This is a genomic window from Arthrobacter globiformis, from assembly GCF_030815865.1.
Lineage (GTDB): Bacteria > Actinomycetota > Actinomycetes > Actinomycetales > Micrococcaceae > Arthrobacter > Arthrobacter globiformis_B.
Genome location: NZ_JAUSXI010000001.1, coordinates 1,846,109 through 1,862,436 on the forward strand (window position 1 = coordinate 1,846,109; position 16,328 = coordinate 1,862,436).

14 protein-coding genes, 1 pseudogene and 2 riboswitches are annotated in these 16,328 nt (G+C 66.9%); of the genes and pseudogenes, 12 read left to right on the plus strand and 3 right to left on the minus strand.

Going from position 1 to position 16,328, the window contains the following annotated elements:
* The first annotated feature begins 41 nt into the window (after window positions 1–41).
* From QFZ33_RS08395 to gatB, 4 genes are all read left to right on the plus strand, one after another.
* Entirely contained in the window at window positions 42–1,532 is a 1,491-nt protein-coding gene (locus tag QFZ33_RS08395) for a CitMHS family transporter (protein WP_307026530.1), read from the plus strand.
* A gap of 341 nt (window positions 1,533–1,873) precedes the next feature.
* Entirely contained in the window at window positions 1,874–2,170 is a 297-nt protein-coding gene (gene gatC, locus QFZ33_RS08400) for an Asp-tRNA(Asn)/Glu-tRNA(Gln) amidotransferase subunit GatC (protein ID WP_003802035.1), read from the plus strand.
* Between the two features lie 3 nt (window positions 2,171–2,173).
* A complete protein-coding gene (gatA, locus tag QFZ33_RS08405) occupies window positions 2,174–3,736 on the plus strand; it encodes an Asp-tRNA(Asn)/Glu-tRNA(Gln) amidotransferase subunit GatA (protein WP_307026532.1) in 1,563 nt (520 codons plus the stop codon).
* Entirely contained in the window at window positions 3,736–5,244 is a 1,509-nt protein-coding gene (gene gatB, locus QFZ33_RS08410) for an Asp-tRNA(Asn)/Glu-tRNA(Gln) amidotransferase subunit GatB (protein WP_307026534.1), read from the plus strand. Before gatA ends, gatB begins: the two co-directional genes overlap by 1 nt.
* 93 nt (window positions 5,245–5,337) lie before the next feature.
* On the opposite strand, the gene QFZ33_RS08415 is transcribed toward gatB, so the two are convergent.
* Window positions 5,338–6,246: a LysR family transcriptional regulator gene (locus QFZ33_RS08415; protein ID WP_307026536.1), complete on the minus strand. Its 909-nt coding sequence runs from the start codon at window positions 6,244–6,246 to the stop codon at window positions 5,338–5,340.
* A gap of 133 nt (window positions 6,247–6,379) precedes the next feature.
* Here QFZ33_RS08415 and tdh point away from each other — a divergent pair, with 133 nt between their 5' ends.
* The 5 genes from tdh to QFZ33_RS08440 all read left to right on the plus strand — a co-directional run bounded on the left by tdh (window position 6,380) and on the right by QFZ33_RS08440 (window position 11,972).
* Window positions 6,380–7,426, plus strand: coding sequence for an L-threonine 3-dehydrogenase (gene tdh, locus QFZ33_RS08420; RefSeq protein WP_307026538.1), 1,047 nt, complete (start codon window positions 6,380–6,382; stop codon window positions 7,424–7,426).
* A gap of 64 nt (window positions 7,427–7,490) precedes the next feature.
* Entirely contained in the window at window positions 7,491–8,687 is a 1,197-nt protein-coding gene (locus QFZ33_RS08425; protein ID WP_307026540.1) for a glycine C-acetyltransferase, read from the plus strand.
* Window positions 8,688–8,732: 45 nt separating this feature from the next.
* Window positions 8,733–9,851 carry an NAD(P)/FAD-dependent oxidoreductase gene (locus QFZ33_RS08430; RefSeq protein ID WP_307026542.1) on the plus strand — a complete coding sequence of 373 codons (1,119 nt, stop codon included), beginning with the start codon at window positions 8,733–8,735 and terminating at the stop codon, window positions 9,849–9,851.
* Between the two features lie 11 nt (window positions 9,852–9,862).
* Entirely contained in the window at window positions 9,863–11,074 is a 1,212-nt protein-coding gene (gene hutI / locus QFZ33_RS08435; protein ID WP_307026544.1) for an imidazolonepropionase, read from the plus strand.
* A gap of 109 nt (window positions 11,075–11,183) precedes the next feature.
* Window positions 11,184–11,972 (plus strand): DeoR/GlpR family DNA-binding transcription regulator, encoded by a 789-nt coding sequence (locus QFZ33_RS08440; protein ID WP_307026546.1) that lies wholly within the window; start codon window positions 11,184–11,186, stop codon window positions 11,970–11,972.
* Here QFZ33_RS08440 and QFZ33_RS08445 read toward each other — a convergent pair.
* A complete protein-coding gene (locus QFZ33_RS08445; RefSeq protein WP_307026548.1) occupies window positions 11,969–12,649 on the minus strand; it encodes a histidine phosphatase family protein in 681 nt (226 codons plus the stop codon). The genes QFZ33_RS08440 and QFZ33_RS08445 overlap by 4 nt on opposite strands.
* 87 nt (window positions 12,650–12,736) lie before the next feature.
* Here QFZ33_RS08445 and QFZ33_RS08450 point away from each other — a divergent pair, with 87 nt between their 5' ends.
* A complete protein-coding gene (locus QFZ33_RS08450; RefSeq protein WP_307026550.1) occupies window positions 12,737–13,516 on the plus strand; it encodes a CPBP family intramembrane glutamic endopeptidase in 780 nt (259 codons plus the stop codon).
* Between the two features lie 141 nt (window positions 13,517–13,657).
* On the opposite strand, the gene QFZ33_RS08455 is transcribed toward QFZ33_RS08450, so the two are convergent.
* The gene (locus QFZ33_RS08455; protein WP_102970773.1) at window positions 13,658–14,296 is read right to left on the minus strand and encodes a VOC family protein; all 639 of its coding nucleotides are present in this window, start codon (window positions 14,294–14,296) and stop codon (window positions 13,658–13,660) included.
* 130 nt (window positions 14,297–14,426) lie between these two features.
* Window positions 14,427–14,502, plus strand: a riboswitch (SAM riboswitch).
* A gap of 11 nt (window positions 14,503–14,513) precedes the next feature.
* On the opposite strand from QFZ33_RS08455, the pseudogene QFZ33_RS08460 reads away from it, so the two are divergent.
* Window positions 14,514–14,701: pseudogene (locus QFZ33_RS08460) on the plus strand (PLP-dependent transferase); the annotation flags it as partial.
* Between the two features lie 105 nt (window positions 14,702–14,806).
* Window positions 14,807–14,922, plus strand: a riboswitch (SAM riboswitch).
* 12 nt (window positions 14,923–14,934) lie between these two features.
* Window positions 14,935–16,137: a homoserine O-acetyltransferase MetX gene (gene metX, locus QFZ33_RS08465; protein WP_307026553.1), complete on the plus strand. Its 1,203-nt coding sequence runs from the start codon at window positions 14,935–14,937 to the stop codon at window positions 16,135–16,137.
* The last annotated feature ends 191 nt before the right edge of the window (window positions 16,138–16,328 follow it).

Below are 16,328 nucleotides of genomic sequence, written 5' to 3' on the forward strand. Positions count from 1 at the left end.
ATCACACCGGGGTGGTGCTGTTCACTTAGAAGGAGCCGGCTGTGCTGGTATTACTTGGATTCGCCATGATCGCGGTTTTCATGGTGCTGATCATGACGAAGAAGTTGACGCCAGTGCTGGCGCTGATCATCGTCCCCACCATTTTCGGTCTGTTCGCAGGTGCCGGACTCGGCATCGGCGACATGGTTATGGACTCGATGAAGTCCATGACCTCCACCGCCGCGTTGCTGATGTTTGCCATCATCTACTTCGGCCTGATGATCGACGTCGGACTCTTCGATCCGCTGGTCCGGTTCATTCTCCGCAAGCTCGGCAATGACCCCGCCAAGGTGGTCCTGGGCACCGCGCTCCTGGCTGCTGCCGTGTCGCTCGACGGCGACGGCTCCACCACCTTCATCCTCACCACCGCCGCCATGCTGCCGATCTACCTCCGCCTGAAGATGAGCCCTGTGGTCCTCACCTGTGTGGCCGGCTTGGCCAACGGCACCATGAACATCGTGCCCTGGGGCGGCCCCACCGCCCGCGCCGCCAGCGCCCTGAAGATCGACGTCAATGACGTCTTCGTCCCGATGATCCCGTCGCTGATCGCCGGCCTCGCCGTCGTCCTGGTCTTCGCCTGGGTGCTGGGCCTGCAGGAGCGCAACCGCCTCCGCACCACGCAGCCGGAAATCTGGAGCGTGCCGGAAACCGCTGAAGGGTTCGACGGCGGAGCTCCCGCCGGCGGCGGCCGCACCGGTTCCGGCCGCGGTGGTTCGGGCCGGGGAACCGCACCTGTTCCCGCAACCAACGGCCCCGCCGTCGGCGGTTCCTCCGGCGGTTCGTCGGTGGCAGTCCTGGAACGCACCGAGCTCCTGGTCGACGACAGCGACACCGCCATGGCGGACACCGCCCTGGACCCCAACCGCAAGACCCTGCGCCCCAAGCTGCAGTGGTTCAACCTGGCCCTCACCGTCGCCGTCATGGGCATGCTCATCGCCGACCTCGTGCCGCTGCCGTACGTCTTCATGGTTGGCTCCGCCATCGCCCTGCTTGTGAACTTCCCGCACGTCAAGGACCAGGGCGCTCAGCTCGTGGCCCACGCACCGTCGATCGTCGCCGTCGTCAGCATGGTCATGGCCGCCGCAGTCCTCACCGGCGTCCTGACCGGAACCGGCATGGTCGAGGCAATGTCCGCCTGGCTGGTCCAGATCATCCCGTCCAGCATGGGTCCGCTCATGGCAGTCATCACCGGCGTCCTCAGCATCCCCATGACGTTCTTTATGAGCAACGATGCCTTCTACTTCGGCGTACTGCCCGTCCTGAGTGAGACGGCCGCCCACTACGGCATCAGCGCCGCCGAGATGGCCCGTGCCTCCATCACCGGCCAGCCGTTCCACATGCAGAGCCCGCTGGTTCCCGCCATCCTGCTCCTGGTCTCCCTGGCGAAGGTGGACCTGGGCGACCACCACAAGAAGGTCCTCTGGAGGAGCGCAGTAGTAGCCCTCGTCATGCTGGCAGTAGCAGTCCTGACCGGAGCCATCGGCATCGGCTAGAGACGCAGGAACGCCACTAGTACCAAAACAAAAGGAAGCAGAGTGCGGAAGATTTCCGCACTCTGCTTCCTTACTGTCTGTAACCGTCACGAACGGGAAAAGGGGCACGACGGCCTCGGGACGGGCATCCGGAAGCGTGCGTCTAAGCGAGTGCCCCGCCGTCGGGGTTCCCTGCCCGAGCTTGCGAGGGAAGGGGGACGGCGGGGTGTGCGAGCGAGCACGCGGAGGATCGTCCGGCCCGGGGCCGGAAGGTGACCAGAACTGCCGCCAGGAGTGCGGAGACACAACAGCAAGCCACGTAGACTAGTCCGGAAACCCATTCCGAACTTGCAGGGAGATCCATGGCTGCGATCAACCGTGACGACGTCGCGCACCTAGCGCGGCTCGCGCACATTGAGATGAGTGCTGAAGAGCTGGACAGGATGGCCGGCGAACTTGCCGTCATCGTAGACGCGGTGAAATCCGTGAGTGAGGCCGCAGGTGACGGTGTTCCCGCAACTTCGCACCCGATTCCGCTGAGCAACGTGTTCCGCGAGGACGAGGTGGGCCACACCTTCACCGCCGAGCAGGCACTCTCCGGCGCTCCGGACTCGGACGCAGACCGTTTCAAGGTCCCGGCAATCCTGGATGAGGACTAGAACATGACTGAAACCAACAGCACGGAACTCATCCGTCTTTCCGCTGCCCAGCTGGCCGCGAAGCTCGCCGCCCGCGAGGTAACCGCCGTCGAGGTCACCCAGGCGCACCTGGACCGCATCGCCGCCGTCGACGGGGGAGAACGCGGCGTCAACGCGTTCCTGCACGTCAACACGGAGGAAGCACTCGCCGTCGCCGCCGAGGTGGACGCTATCCGCGCCGCGGGCGGGCAGGCCGCAGAGGAACTGCACGAGCTCGCCGGCGTTCCGATCGCCGTCAAGGACCTCATCGTCACCATCGGCCAGCCCACCACGGCCGGCTCCAAGATCCTCGAAGGCTGGTACAGCCCGTACGACGCCACCGTCGTCAAGAAGCTGCGCGCCGCGAAGATGCCGATCCTAGGCAAGACCAACCTGGACGAGTTCGCCATGGGCTCCTCCACCGAGCACTCGGCCTTCGGCCCCACCCGCAACCCGTGGGACCTGGACCGCATCCCCGGCGGTTCGGGCGGCGGCTCGGCAGCCGCCGTCGCAGCCTTTGAAGCGCCGCTGGCCCTGGGCACGGACACCGGCGGATCCATCCGCCAGCCCGGCGCCGTCACCGGCACCGTGGGCGTCAAGCCCACCTATGGCGGCGTCTCCCGCTACGGGGCCATCGCCATGGCGTCCTCCCTGGACCAGATCGGCCCGGTGTCACGCACCGTCCTGGACTCGGCTTTGCTGCAGCAGGTCATCGGCGGCCACGACCCGCACGACTCCACCTCCCTGCCGGACCCGCTGGGCGACCTTGTGGCGGCTGCGCGTCTCGGCAACGTGGACGGCATGAAGATCGGCATCATCAAGGAACTCCACGGCGAGGGCTACCAGGCCGGCGTCGAAAACCGCTTTAACGAATCGCTTGAGCTGCTCAAAGAGGCGGGTGCGGAGATCGTTGAGGTGTCCTGCCCCAACTTCCAGTACGCGCTGGGCGCCTACTACCTGATCATGCCCTCCGAGGCCTCCTCCAACCTGGCCAAGTTCGACGGCGTCCGCTACGGCCTGCGCGTGCTCCCCGAGGAGCCGCCGCTGACCATCGAGCGTGTCATGGGCGCCACCCGCGCCGCCGGGTTCGGCGACGAGGTCAAGCGCCGGATCATCCTGGGCACGTACGCGCTGTCCGCCGGCTACTACGACGCCTACTACGGCTCCGCCCAGAAGGTCCGCACGCTCATCCAGCGCGACTTCGAGGCTGCCTTCGCCAAGGCCGACGTCCTGATTTCCCCCACGGCGCCCACCACGGCCTTCAAGCTGGGCGAGAAGCTGGATGACCCGCTGGCGATGTACCTCAACGACGTCGCCACCATCCCCGCCAACATGGCCGGCGTCCCCGGCCTGTCCCTGCCCGGCGGCCTGGCCGACGAGGACGGGCTGCCTGTCGGCATCCAGCTGCTGGCACCTGCCCGCGAGGACGCCCGCCTCTACCGGGTTGGTGCTGTCCTGGAATCCCTGCTGGAAGCGAAATGGGGCGGTCCGCTGCTGGACAAGGCCCCGTCGTTGGCTGAGCTTGTCGAAACCCAGGAGGCAAAATAATGAGCACTGACGCAACCCTGAGCTTCGAAGAAGCCATGGAGAAGTACGACCCCGTACTGGGGTTCGAGGTCCACGTTGAACTCAACACGAAGACCAAGATGTTCTCCTCCGCGCCCAACGTTTTCGGCGACGAGCCCAACACGAACGTCAACGAGGTGGACCTGGGCATGCCCGGCGTCCTGCCGGTGGTGAACAAGACCGCTGTGGAGTCCTCCATCAAGATCGGCCTCGCGCTGAACTGCAAGATCGCAGAATCCTGCCGCTTCGCCCGCAAGAACTACTTCTACCCGGACACCCCCAAGAACTTCCAGACGTCCCAGTACGACGAGCCGATCGCATACGACGGCTACCTGGACATCGAGCTCGAGGACGGCACCGTGTTCCGCGTCGAGATCGAGCGTGCCCACATGGAGGAGGACGCCGGCAAGCTGACCCACCTGGGCGGGTCGGCCGGACGCATCCAGGGCGCCGAATACTCGCTGGTGGACTACAACCGTGCCGGTGTTCCGCTCGTGGAGATCGTCACCAAGCCGATCGAAGGCGCCGGTTCCCGCGCCCCCGAGCTCGCCAAGGCCTACGTAGCCGCCGTGCGGGAAATCGTCAAGAACCTCGGCGTCTCGGACGCCAAGATGGAGCGCGGCAACGTCCGCTGCGACGCCAACGTCTCCCTGCGCCCCCACGGCCGGGAACGCTTCGGCATCCGCTCCGAGACGAAGAACGTGAACTCGCTGCGCGCCGTCGAACACGCCGTCCGTTACGAGATCCAGCGCCACGCCGCTGTCCTGGACTCCGGTGAGCCGGTAATCCAGGAAACGCGCCACTGGCACGAGGACACGCGCACGACGACGTCGGGCCGGGCAAAGTCCGACGCCGACGACTACCGCTACTTCCCGGAGCCGGACCTGGTTCCCGTGGTTCCCTCCCGGGAATGGGTGGAGGAGATCCGCCAGACGCTGCCCGAGCCGCCGGCCGAGCGCCGCAAGCGGCTGAAGCAGGACTGGGGCTACTCGGACCTTGAGTTCCGTGACGTCGTCAACGCCGGCGTGCTGGACGAGATCGAGGAAACCATCACCGCCGGCGCCAGCGCTTCCGTGGCCCGCAAGTGGTGGATGGGCGAGATCGTTGGCCGCGCCAAGAACGCCGACGTCGACCCCGGCCAGCTGGGCGTCACGCCAGCCACCATCGTCGAGCTGAGCCGCATGGTGGAAGCGGGCAAGATCAACAACAAGATGGCCTCCTCGGTGCTGGACGGCGTCCTCGCCGGCGAAGGCACCCCCGCCGAGGTCGTCGAGAAGCGCGGCCTCGCCGTGGTGTCCGACGACGGCCCGCTCCTGGAAGCGATCGACGCAGCCCTGGCCGCGCAGCCCGACGTCGCGGAGAAGATCCGCGGCGGCAAGGTGCAGGCCATCGGCGCCATCGTCGGCGGCGTTATGAAGGCCACCCGCGGCCAGGCCGACGCCGGCCGCGTGCGCGAGCTGATCCTGGAGAAGCTCGGCGTCACCGTTTAACCGTTGGCCAACCCAACTGGGTCGCAGTTGCGGGGGTTTTGAGCGCTCAGACCCCCCTGTGCTGCGACCCAGTTGGGTTTAAACCAGGTGAACTCAAGCGTGGCTGAGCCGGGCCATGATGTCCTGCAGCGCCTCGCACACCACCCGGACCGACGCGCGCTTCAGGTTTTCTGGGCGCGCCAAAATATCGATGCGGCGCCGGGTGCTGATCCCGTGCAGCGGCCGCAGCACAATGTCGGGATTCAGCACAGGGCGCGCCGTATGCCGCGGCAGCAGGCCGATCACGCTTCCGGAGGCCACCAGCGCCGCCACCGTGGAGTAGTCGTTGATCCGGTGCACGATGTTCAGCTCCCGGCTGGACACGGCGGCGACGGCGGACAGCACGTCCGCGGGGGAGTAGCCGGCGCGGCTGGTCACCCAGGGTTCGCCGACGACGTCGGACACGGTCAGCGCCGCCTGGCCGGCCAGGCGGTGGCCGGCCGGCAGCGCCACGTCCAGCGGCTCATGCGCCAGCGGTATCACCGCCACCCTTTCCTCCGGCCACTTGGGGCTGTGGTCCATCCGGTGCGCCAGCACGAGGTCGTACCGCGCCGTCAGCGCGGGAAAATCCTGCTGGGCCACGTCCTCGTCGGAGAGCAGCACTCTCGGCTTGTCCGGCCCGTCCAGCAACCCTGCCAGCGGCGCAAACAGCGCCTGCCCCGCACTGTGGAAACCGCTCACCGTTACCGGAGCCACCGTGGAGCTGTGGTACGCGCCGATCGCCATCCGCGCGTCGGCCATCGCGCTGACGACGGCGGCACCGGCGTCCGCGAGCACCTGGCCGGCCTCTGTCAGGACCAGGTTCCGGCCCTCCTTGCGGGTCAGCGGCACCTCGACGCTTTTCTGCAGCTGGGCGAGCTGCTGGGACACGGCGGACGGCGTGACGAGCAGGGTATCGGCGACGGCCTTGACGCTTCCGAGCGCGCCCAGCTCCCGCAGCATTTCGAGCTGGTGGATCTCCATGCGCTCCATCCTATTCCTTAGCAATTACTTAATCGTCGATTGAGAAAATTCCCCTTGTGCTAATGGGTCGAAGGTGGCTCTAATGAAGGGAGAATTCCCCGCATGCCACCGCATGCCGAACGTAAGGAAGCCAATGAAGGCCCTCTACAAGGCCGGCGCACATGCCGGGTTTGAACTGACCGACCGCCCGGAACCCGAGGCGGGACCCGGCGAGGTCAAGATCCGGGTGCTGACCACCGGCATCTGCGGCACGGACCTGCACATCCAGTCGTGGGACGCCTGGGCTCAGGGCATCATCGAGGCCCCGCTGATCGCCGGCCACGAGTTCTTCGGCGAGGTGGTGGCCACCGGCGAGGACGTGCGCTACGTCAAATTGGGAGACCGCGTTTCGGGCGAAGGCCACATCGTCTGCGGGATCTGCCGCAACTGCCGGGCCGGCCGCCGGCAGATGTGCATCCACACGGTCAGCGTTGGCGTGCAGCGGGACGGGGCGTTCGCCGAATACGTCGTCATCCCGGAGACCAACGTCTGGGTGCACCAGGATCCGTCCGTCACCCCGGAACTCGGTGCCATCTTCGACCCCTTCGGCAACGCCGTGCACACCGCCCTGAGTTTCCCGCTGGTGGGGGAGGACGTGCTGATCACCGGAGCCGGGCCGATCGGCCTCATGGCTATCGCCGTGGCCCGCCATGCCGGCGCCCGCAAGATCGCCATCACCGACGTCTCGGCCCCGCGCCTTGAGCTGGCCCGCCAGCTCGGCGTGGACCTGGCCATCGACGTCTCCAGGACGCGGGTCCGGGAGGCGCAGCGCGAGCTGGGCATGCGCGAGGGCTTCGACATCGGACTGGAAATGTCCGGCCATCCCACGGCGTTGCCGGAGATGATCGACAACATGAACCACGGCGGACGCATCGCCATGCTCGGCCTGCCCAGCCAGTCCATTGATATCGACTGGGCCAAGGTGGTCACGCACATGCTGACCCTGAAGGGCATCTACGGCCGCGAAATGTTCGAGACCTGGTACGCCATGAGTGCGATGCTCTCCTCCAACCCGGCGGTGCACGCCAGCATCTCCGCCGTGGTCACGGACGTGCTGCCGGCCACCCAGTGGGAGAAGGGCTTCGAAATCGCGAAGGCCGGCGTCGGCGGCAAGGTGGTGCTCGACTGGTCGGAAATCTGACCTGAAATCCGGCCCCCTGCCATCCACACCTTTCTGACAGTTTCCCAGCCGAGGAGAACCCGCCATGTACTCAGCCATCAAGAACCAGCTCCGCGCCGAGCTGGACGACATCCGCACCGCAGGCCTCTACAAGACCGAGCGCCACATCGACTCCGCCCAGGCCAGCCACATCACCGCCGGGCAGATCGGTGAAACCGGCTCGCCCGTCCTGAACTTTTGCGCCAACAACTACCTGGGCCTGGCCGACCACCCCGAGATCATCGCCGCGGCCAAGTCCGCCATGGACGATCGTGGATTCGGCATGGCCAGTGTCCGGTTCATCTGCGGCACCCAGGACCTCCACCTCGAACTCGAAGCCAGGGTCTCAAAGTTCCTGGGCACGGAGGACACCATCCTGTTCTCCAGCTGCTTCGACGCGAACGGCGGCGTTTTCGAATCGCTCTTCGGCCCCGAGGACGCCATCATCTCCGACGCCCTGAACCACGCGTCCATCATCGACGGCATCCGGCTCTGCAAGGCGCAGCGTTTCCGGTACGCCAACCAGGACATGGCTGACCTGGAGGCCAAGCTCGTCGAGGCGAAGGATGCCCGGCGGAAGATCATCGTCACCGACGGCGTCTTCTCCATGGACGGCTACCTTGCCCCGCTGGAGGCCATCTGCGACCTGGCCGAGAAGCACGACGCCCTGGTGATGGTGGACGACTCCCACGCCGTCGGGTTCATGGGAGCCACCGGAGCCGGGACTCCCGAGCACGCCGGCGTCTCCCACCGTGTGGACATCTTCACGGGCACCTTCGGGAAGGCGCTGGGCGGCGCCTCGGGCGGCTACGTGTCCGGCCGCAGCGAAGTGGTGGCGATGCTGCGGCAGAAGGCCCGCCCCTACCTCTTCTCGAACTCCCTCGCGCCGGCCATCGTGGCGGCGACCATTAAGGCCCTGGAGCTCGTGCAGACCTCTGGCGAGCTGCGGGACACGCTGTTCCGCAATGCGGAGCTGTTCCGCCGCCGGATGACGGAGGAAGGCTTCGAACTGCTCGACGGCGAACACGCCATTGTGCCGGTCATGTTCGGCGACGCTGTGCTGGCAGCGAAGGTGGCCGACCAGATGCTCCAGCACGGGGTCTACGTGACCGCCTTCAGCTTCCCCGTGGTGCCGCGCGGTGCCGCCCGGATCCGCGTCCAGCTGTCAGCCGCGCACAGCGCTGACGACGTCGAAACCTGCGTCCAGGCGTTCGTCAAGAGCCGGGACGCCGTGGCTGCGTAGGCTCCGGTCACCTGTAACGTCCGGCCATCTGTAAAGATTGAGCCCATGGCATCAACGTATGACGTAGTCATTGTGGGCGGCGGGGTTGCCGGGCTGTCCCTGGCCTCCGCGCTGGCCGGCAAATGCACCGTGGCCCTCGTGGAGGCGGAGCAGCAGTTGGCGTACCACACGTCGTCGCGCTCGGCCCGGCAGCTCATCCCCAGCTACGGTCCGCCCGTAGTGCAGGAACTTACCGTCCGCACCCTCGAACTGATTGCGGCCGAGGATGCCCAACGTCCTGAGCCCGTGCTCTCCCCGCGGAGCTTTCTGCTGATCGGGGACGAAGAATCCGTCCGGGCCGAGGCCAGCGGGCAAATGCGCCGGGTCAGCCACGGTGAAGCGCTTGGACTCTGCCCGGCCCTGAAACCGGAGTCCTTCTCCGCCGCCGGCCTGGACACCGGGTCCTTCGGCTGCAATGCCCCGGTGCTTCTGGAAGGACACAGGGCGCGTGCCGAGGCTGCCGGCGTGGACATCATCACCGGCGCCCGCGTCCACTCAGCGCAGCGGCTGGGATCCGGCTGGGAGATCGGCGCCGGGCAGGAAGGCTTCTCCGCCGGCGTTCTGGTCAACGCGGCCGGCGCCTGGGCGGACGAGCTGGCGGTGCTGAGCGGTGTCGAGAAGATCGGCCTGCAGCCGTACCGGCGCACGGCGGCGATTGTCGGCGTCGACCATCCGCTGCCGGAAGGCAGCCCCATGGTGGCCGCCGCCGACGACTCCTTCTACTTCCGCAAGGAAGGCAGCGACGTGCTGATCTCGCCGTCGGAACACGTGGCCAGCCCGGCGGAGGACGCACGTCCCCGTCCCGGGGACGTGGAGCGGCTTATCTCCCGGCTCAATACCCTGACGACGCTGGGGATCGGACCCGTCCGGACGGCGTGGACCGGCCTGCGCACTGAGGCGGCCGACGGCGTTCCGGTCGTGGGGTTCGACGCCGAGGCCCGCGGGTTCTTCTGGCTCGCCGGCCAGGGCGGCTACGGGTTCCAGACGTCGTCCGGAATCGCGGAACTGGCCGCTGCCCAGATCCTGGCGGGGCAGGACGCCGGTGCCGGGCAGGGCGCCGGCGTTGGTCCGGTATCCCGGACGGAGGATGCGCTGGCTGCGACGCGCTGGTCCATCCGGCGCTGAAGAATGGAACCATGAGCACCCTGATCACCAATATCGCCGAACTGATGACCCAGGACGCGGAACACCGTGTCCTCAAGGATGCGGCAGTGGTGATCGAGGCTGAACGCATCTCCTGGATTGGCCAGGCGTCCGCCGCCCCGGCTGCCGACGACGCCGTGGACGCGGGCGGGCGCGCCGTGCTGCCCGGCTGGGTAGACTCACACACGCACCTCATTTTCGCGGGCGACCGTACGGCGGAGTTCGAGGCCCGGATGGCAGGGGAGGAGTACAGCGCCGGCGGCATCGCCGTCACCACTGAAGCCACCCGGAACACCGGGGACTACGACCTCACGCGGCTGGCCCAGGGCCGCGCCGCCGAAGCAGTATCGCAGGGCACCACGTACCTGGAGACGAAAACCGGCTACGGCCTGGACGTCGAGCAGGAGGCCAGGAGTGCGCGGATCGCCTCGACAGTAGCGGACGAGGTCACCTATCTGGGCGCCCACCTGGTGCCGGCCGGGATTGATGCGGATGAGTACACGAAACTTGTCTGCGGTCCGATGCTGGACGCGGCCCGCCCCTATGTAACGTGGGCCGACGTGTTCTGCGAACGGGGCGCCTTTTCGGCGGAGCAGTCCCGTGCCGTGCTGCAGGCCTGCCGCGACGCCGGCCTGGGGCTGCGGGTGCACGGCAACCAGCTGGGGCACGGCCCCGGTGTCCGCCTCGCGGTGGAGTTCGGCGCGGCGAGCGTGGACCACGTCAACTATCTTTCGGAGCCGGACATCGCAGATCTCGCCGCCGGCTGGTCGGGCTGGGATGCCGCCGCAGGAACGGGCGGGCGGGGAACGGTGGCCACCTGCCTGCCGGCCTGCGACCTCTCCACCCGCCAGCCGCTGGCGCCCGGCCGGAAGCTCCTGGACGCCGGCGTGCCCGTGGCGCTCGCGTCCAACTGCAACCCCGGCACGTCCTACACGAGTTCCATGGCGTTCTGCGTCACCACCGCGGTCCTGCAGATGGGACTGAGTGTCCATGAGGCCGTCCGGGCGGCGACGTACGGCGGCGCCCTGGCGCTCCAGCGCGAGTCCGGTAACGACGTCGACGGCGAACGCGCGGTGGGCTCCATCGCCGTCGGACACCGGGCAGACCTGCACGTCCTCAACGCCCCGTCCGCCACCCACCTCGCCTACCGCCCCGGCATGCCGCTGACCCACGCGGTTTGGCGTGCAGGGGTGCGGGCGCGGTAATGTCAGGCGGTGCCGTTACTCGCCGGTGATGACGCAAGATGATCGTTAGGGGTCTGATATAATCAAGAAACGTCATTTTCGTGACGTTTTGGATCTTGAAAGGCCCTGCATGACCCGCACCGACCGACTGACGGCCATCCTTGATCTCCTTGCCGGGACCGGCCAGGTGGAAGTCGAGGAGATCGTCACCCGGCTCGGCGTGTCACCGGCAACCGCCCGGCGTGACCTGGACAGCCTGGCCAAGCGGCGGCTGCTGACGCGGACCCGCGGCGGCGCCACCACCGGCGCCCTGGCCTATGACCTTCCCGGCAGGTACAACCGGGACGACCACGCCGTGGCCAAGCAGGAGATCGCCCTGGCCGCCTCGGCGCTCATCGCCCCGGGCATGGTCATCGGCCTGTGCGGCGGCACCACGAGCACCGCCCTGGCGCAGATCCTGGCCACCCGCGAGGACCTCAACTCGCCGTCGAACCAGCCCACCCTGACCGTGGTCACCAACGCCATCAACATCGCCTCGCAGCTTGCCGTCCGGCCCAACATCAAGGTGATGGTGACCGGCGGCATCCTCAACACGCGGTCCTATGAACTCGTGGGGCCGTACACTGACATCATCATGCAGAAGGTGGTGCTGGACATCGCCTTCATCGGGGTCAACGGCGTCGACGCCGAGGTAGGGCCCACCAACACCGGCGAGGCGGAGGCAACGGTCAACGCCTTGCTGGCCAGCCGCGCCAGTGAGTCCTATGTCATCGCGGACTCCTCGAAGGTGGGCCGCCGGGCGTTCGCCACCATGGACGGCTACAAGTTCACCCGGCTCATCACCGACTCGGGCATCTCCGCGGCGGACAAGGCCGCGTTCGAAGCCCGCGGCACCGAAGTGCTGGTGGCCGGCGCCTAGAAGATCACCGGGGGGGCGTCCAGCACCGTTTCGTCCACCCTCCGGTCCACCCACTGCGTGAACGGTGTGTCGAGTTCGTACTTGCCCAAACCGTTGCGCACCAGCATGCGGACCTCGGCGTTTTCGGGGTTGTTCAGCGACTCGAAGTATTCCACGGACCAGTGGAACCAGCGCATGCAGAACAGGCGCATGGTCAGCCCGTGCGTGACCAGCAGGGCGTTGGGGGAGTAGTCCGGCTTGGACCAGTGCCGGTACAGGGTCTCCATGAACGAGGAGATCCGGTCGTAGACGTCGGAGCCGGACTCGCCCTCCCGGAAGCGGTAAAAGAAGTGGCCGTAGGCGTTGCGGAGTTCCTTTTGGTCCTCGATGTCGCCGGAGATCTGGAAGTTGGCCCAGTCCTGTTCGCGCAGCCGCGGCTCCTCGATCACCCGCTCCGTCAGGGGGCCTAGATTCAGCGCCTCGAGGGTCTGGTGGGCGCGCAGGTACGGTGAGACGTAGACGCTTACCTGCCGCCCGTCCAGCTCGCGCCGGATGCGTTCCCCGGCGGCCTTCGCCTGCTCCAGTCCAAGCTCCGTCAGCGGAATCCGGTAGTCGGGCACCCTGTTGTAGATGGAGGTATCCGCGTTGGCCGCCGACTGGCCGTGCCGGATCATGATGATTTTCCCGGGAGCGCTCATAGTTTCCCAGCATAGGGTCAGCCCGCGATCGGACAGGAATCGACTGGCTGACAGGAAAGTACCAGCAGGTGCAGGCAAGATAGGAACATGTTGGTTCCCTCCCGCCGTCGGCTGCGGTTCGAAGTCTGGATTGTCCTTGGTCTCTCGCTCGGCCAGTCCGCCGTCTACTCCGTGGTGCAGCTGCTGGACAAAATGAGCCGGGCACCGCTGGCACAGGGGACCTCCACGCTGAACAGGTCGCAAAGCACCCGCGAGTACTTCGACCTGACCTACCAGCTGCTGGACATCATCTTTGCCCTGGTGCCGGTCCTGCTGGTGATCTTCTTCCTGACCGACCAGCGCCAGGCGAAACCGGGGTCAGGGCACGACGCCGGTTCCGCGTTCCGGAAGCTGGGATTCAACTTTGCCCGGCCGGGCAAGGACCTGCTGCAGGGGCTCGGGCTGGCCGCCCTGATCGGGATCCCCTCGCTCGGCCTCTACGCCGCCGGACGTGCCCTGGGCATCACGACCGCGATCATCCCCAGCGGTCTGGACGCCTACTGGTGGACGGTGCCAGTGCTGATACTGTCCGCCCTGCGCCACGCGATCGTGGAGGAAGTCATTGTGGTGGGCTACCTTCTAGACCGGTTCGGCAAATTCGGCTGGTCCGTGCCCCTGGCGATCTTTGTGTCCTCAATGCTCCGTGGCAGCTACCACCTGTACCAGGGCTTCGGACCCTTCATCGGAAACGCCATCATGGGCGTGGTCTTCGCCTGGATCTACACCAGGACCCGCCGGGTGATGCCGCTCGTCATTGCGCACGCCCTGCTGGACATCGTCGCGTTCGTCGGGTTCAGCCTGTTCGGCAAAGCGGTCGGCCTGGGGTAGTCGGCCTGGGGTAGGGATCAGCCATTCGGCAAGGCCGATGTGCCGGGCCAGCGCCGGCCCTTAAAAGTGATTCGGCCGCCATCGGCGGGTGACGTCATTGGCACCCGCTGATGGCGGCCGAAGTGAAGGGCAGAAAGTGCGTCAGATGGTGACGGCGCCCGCTGCGGTTTCGAACGTGACCGAGAGGATGCCCGGGGTTCCGTGCGGGGCGACCCAGTTCACGGCGACGTCCTCCAGCGGCCTTTCGACGGGCTCGCCGAGCCACTCGGTCACGCGCTCGGCAGAGCCCGCGATCGTGAGGCTGGACATCTTCACATTGCTGTCATAGGCGTTGGACGGGTGCAGTTCCGCATCACCCTCCCACTTCAGCATGTAGGGGACCTGCGGGTCCGCGATCAGGCCCAGGATGCCGATCTGCTTCCAGACAAGCTCCCGGCCGTCGGGGAACTTGCGGTTGCCGTTGACTGCGGAGCGGCCCAGGCGTTCCTCGAAGGGGGCTAGGTCATCAACTTCGACGCACCAGCCCATCCAGCCGCCGCCCGCCGCGGACCGGGCCCGGACGGCCTGGCCAAACGGCGCCTTGTCCGACGCCGGGTGGTCCAGGACCTCAACGACCTCAAGGTATTTGTGTCCGGCCAAGGGAATAATCATGTTCCGGGTCCCAAACCGGGGGTGCACTCCGCCCTTTACGGCTTCGACGCCGAGGGCAGAGGAGATACGTTCGGTGGTGGCCGCGAGGCCATCGTGTTCACAGGCGTAAGAGACGTGATCCATGCGCATGCCCTCATCTTGGCACTTTGTGACGGGGCTCTCAGCTAAGGGTTGCCTAACCTCGCGAAAAGCCCATACTTTGAAGAAGTTCGTCACAAAGCTGTGCGCGTAACAGTCCCATTCCTGCGCTGATCGCAGGTCATGAGTGCCAACGAACAAAGCCCCGGCTCGCTGGCCGCAACCCTTCAACCGCGGTGGGGTGCCCCGGGTGAAGAAACGCACGCCATCACACATTGGCGACGTCCGCTCCCTGGTCATCCACCCGGCGTCGACCACGCACAGCCAGCTCACGCCGGAGCAGCCGGACGTGGCCGGGTTTGCCCCGGCCACGTCCGGCTGTCTGTGGGCCCGGAGCACATCAATGACATCCTGGCCGACCACGACGCCGGCTCCCGCGCGGCAAAAGGCGCATGACTTTCCCGCGCTACCGGTGTGACTCCCGTCCCGTGAGGGGGCCGGGAGTCACACAGCCGTCACATTCTTCGCGCAGCCGTCCGACTATTTCGTAAACTTGCAACAGGTCATGAGTGCCAGCGACAGCCCCGGCTTGCTGGCCGGCAACCCTCCTTCCGCGGTGGGGTGCCCCGGGTGAGGACCTGGCCTGCCGGACAGCTGCCGGCGGGCAAGCGCGTAGAAGAGGTTTACCTATGACGATTTCTGTCAGCACCGACGTTCCGGCCAGCAAGGCTCCGCAAGGCACGGCTGCGGGCGGCACCGTTTCGGACGGCACTGTTCCCGACGGCCGTATCCCCGATGGCCGAGTTCCCGACGGCTCTGTCCAGCACCTCAACATCGGCAGCCTGGAACTTGAGGCCGGGGGATTCCTGCCGGACGTGACCCTGGCCTACGAAACCTGGGGAACGCTCAACGAGGACGGCTCCAACGCCATCCTCGTTCAGCATGCCCTCACCGGGGACACGCACGTGACCCGGGGCGGCGCGGGGACTGAAGAAGGCTGGTGGGAACAGCTCGCCGGGCCGGGTGCGCCGGCGGACACCGACAGGTTCTTCGTCATCTCCATCAACATCCTGGGCGGCTGCTACGGGTCCACCGGGCCGTCGTCGGCCGCTCCGGACGGCAAGCCCTGGGGTTCACGCTTTCCGCTGGTGACGCTGAGGGACTCCACCGTGGCCGAGGCGCGGCTGGCTGACCGGGTCGGCATCAGCAGCTGGCACGCCGTGGTGGGCGGCTCCATGGGCGGGGCACGCGCCCTCGAATGGGCAGTCACTTTCCCGGAGCGGGTGCGCCGCTGCGGTGTCATCTCCGTCGGCGCCAGGAGCACGGCCGAACAAATCGCCTTCGCCCAGGCGCAGACGCTTGCCATCCGGCAGGACCGCCACTTCAACGGCGGTGACTACTACGGCGGACCGGAGCCCGCGGATGGCCTGGCGCTCGCACGGCGGATTGCACACATCACCTACAGGTCTGCCTATGAACTCGATTTCCGTTTCGGCAGGAACGCCCAGGCCGCTGAAGAGCCGCTGCAGGCTGATGCCCTGGCGGGCCGCGGCCGCTACCAGGTGGAGAGCTACCTCGACCACCAGGGCAACAAGCTGGTCCGGCGCTTCGACGCCAACAGCTACATCGCCCTGACGGAAGCACTCATGAGCCATGACGTCACCCGCGGGCGGGGGACGCTCAAGGAGACCCTCGCCCGGACCACCGCCGACTTCTTCGTTGCCGCAGTGGAGTCGGACCGGCTGTACTTTCCGGCCCAGTCGCTGGAGCTGGCCGAATCCCTGCCCGGAAACGTGGATGTCCACATGATCGATTCGCCGATCGGCCACGACGGCTTCCTCACGGAGATCGGCCAGCTGAACGCCCAGCTCAGGGCACACCTCCTCAGCTGACTTTAGGCCCGGTCCAGGCGCTGGAGCCGGCCGTATCGTGGCAACTCCCAGGCCGTATATGTGCATAAATGCAGATGCGCCCTGCACTATTTGGCGTTGAGCTTGCCTCATCGGCAGACCATACTCGTTGAATCCGGCGTTAGTGGTGCGCATCACACACCCTTCGCCATCGACCGGTCCCCGTGGCGTCG

Bases quoted from the DNA above. Each gene is read 5' to 3' on its own strand.
- QFZ33_RS08440 (WP_307026546.1), top strand. From the start codon at position 11,184: ATGACCCGCACCGACCGACTGACGGCCATCCTTGATCTCCTTGCCGGG.
- gatB (WP_307026534.1), top strand. From the start codon at position 3,736: ATGAGCACTGACGCAACCCTGAGCTTCGAAGAAGCCATGGAGAAGTAC.
- hutI (WP_307026544.1), top strand. From the start codon at position 9,863: ATGAGCACCCTGATCACCAATATCGCCGAACTGATGACCCAGGACGCG.
- gatA (WP_307026532.1), top strand. From the start codon at position 2,174: ATGACTGAAACCAACAGCACGGAACTCATCCGTCTTTCCGCTGCCCAG.
- QFZ33_RS08445 (WP_307026548.1), bottom strand. From the start codon at position 12,649: ATGAGCGCTCCCGGGAAAATCATCATGATCCGGCACGGCCAGTCGGCG.
- QFZ33_RS08455 (WP_102970773.1), bottom strand. From the start codon at position 14,296: ATGCGCATGGATCACGTCTCTTACGCCTGTGAACACGATGGCCTCGCG.
- QFZ33_RS08415 (WP_307026536.1), bottom strand. From the start codon at position 6,246: ATGGAGATCCACCAGCTCGAAATGCTGCGGGAGCTGGGCGCGCTCGGA.
- QFZ33_RS08430 (WP_307026542.1), top strand. From the start codon at position 8,733: ATGGCATCAACGTATGACGTAGTCATTGTGGGCGGCGGGGTTGCCGGG.
- QFZ33_RS08450 (WP_307026550.1), top strand. From the start codon at position 12,737: ATGTTGGTTCCCTCCCGCCGTCGGCTGCGGTTCGAAGTCTGGATTGTC.
- QFZ33_RS08425 (WP_307026540.1), top strand. From the start codon at position 7,491: ATGTACTCAGCCATCAAGAACCAGCTCCGCGCCGAGCTGGACGACATC.
- gatC (WP_003802035.1), top strand. From the start codon at position 1,874: ATGGCTGCGATCAACCGTGACGACGTCGCGCACCTAGCGCGGCTCGCG.
- tdh (WP_307026538.1), top strand. From the start codon at position 6,380: ATGAAGGCCCTCTACAAGGCCGGCGCACATGCCGGGTTTGAACTGACC.
- metX (WP_307026553.1), top strand. From the start codon at position 14,935: ATGACGATTTCTGTCAGCACCGACGTTCCGGCCAGCAAGGCTCCGCAA.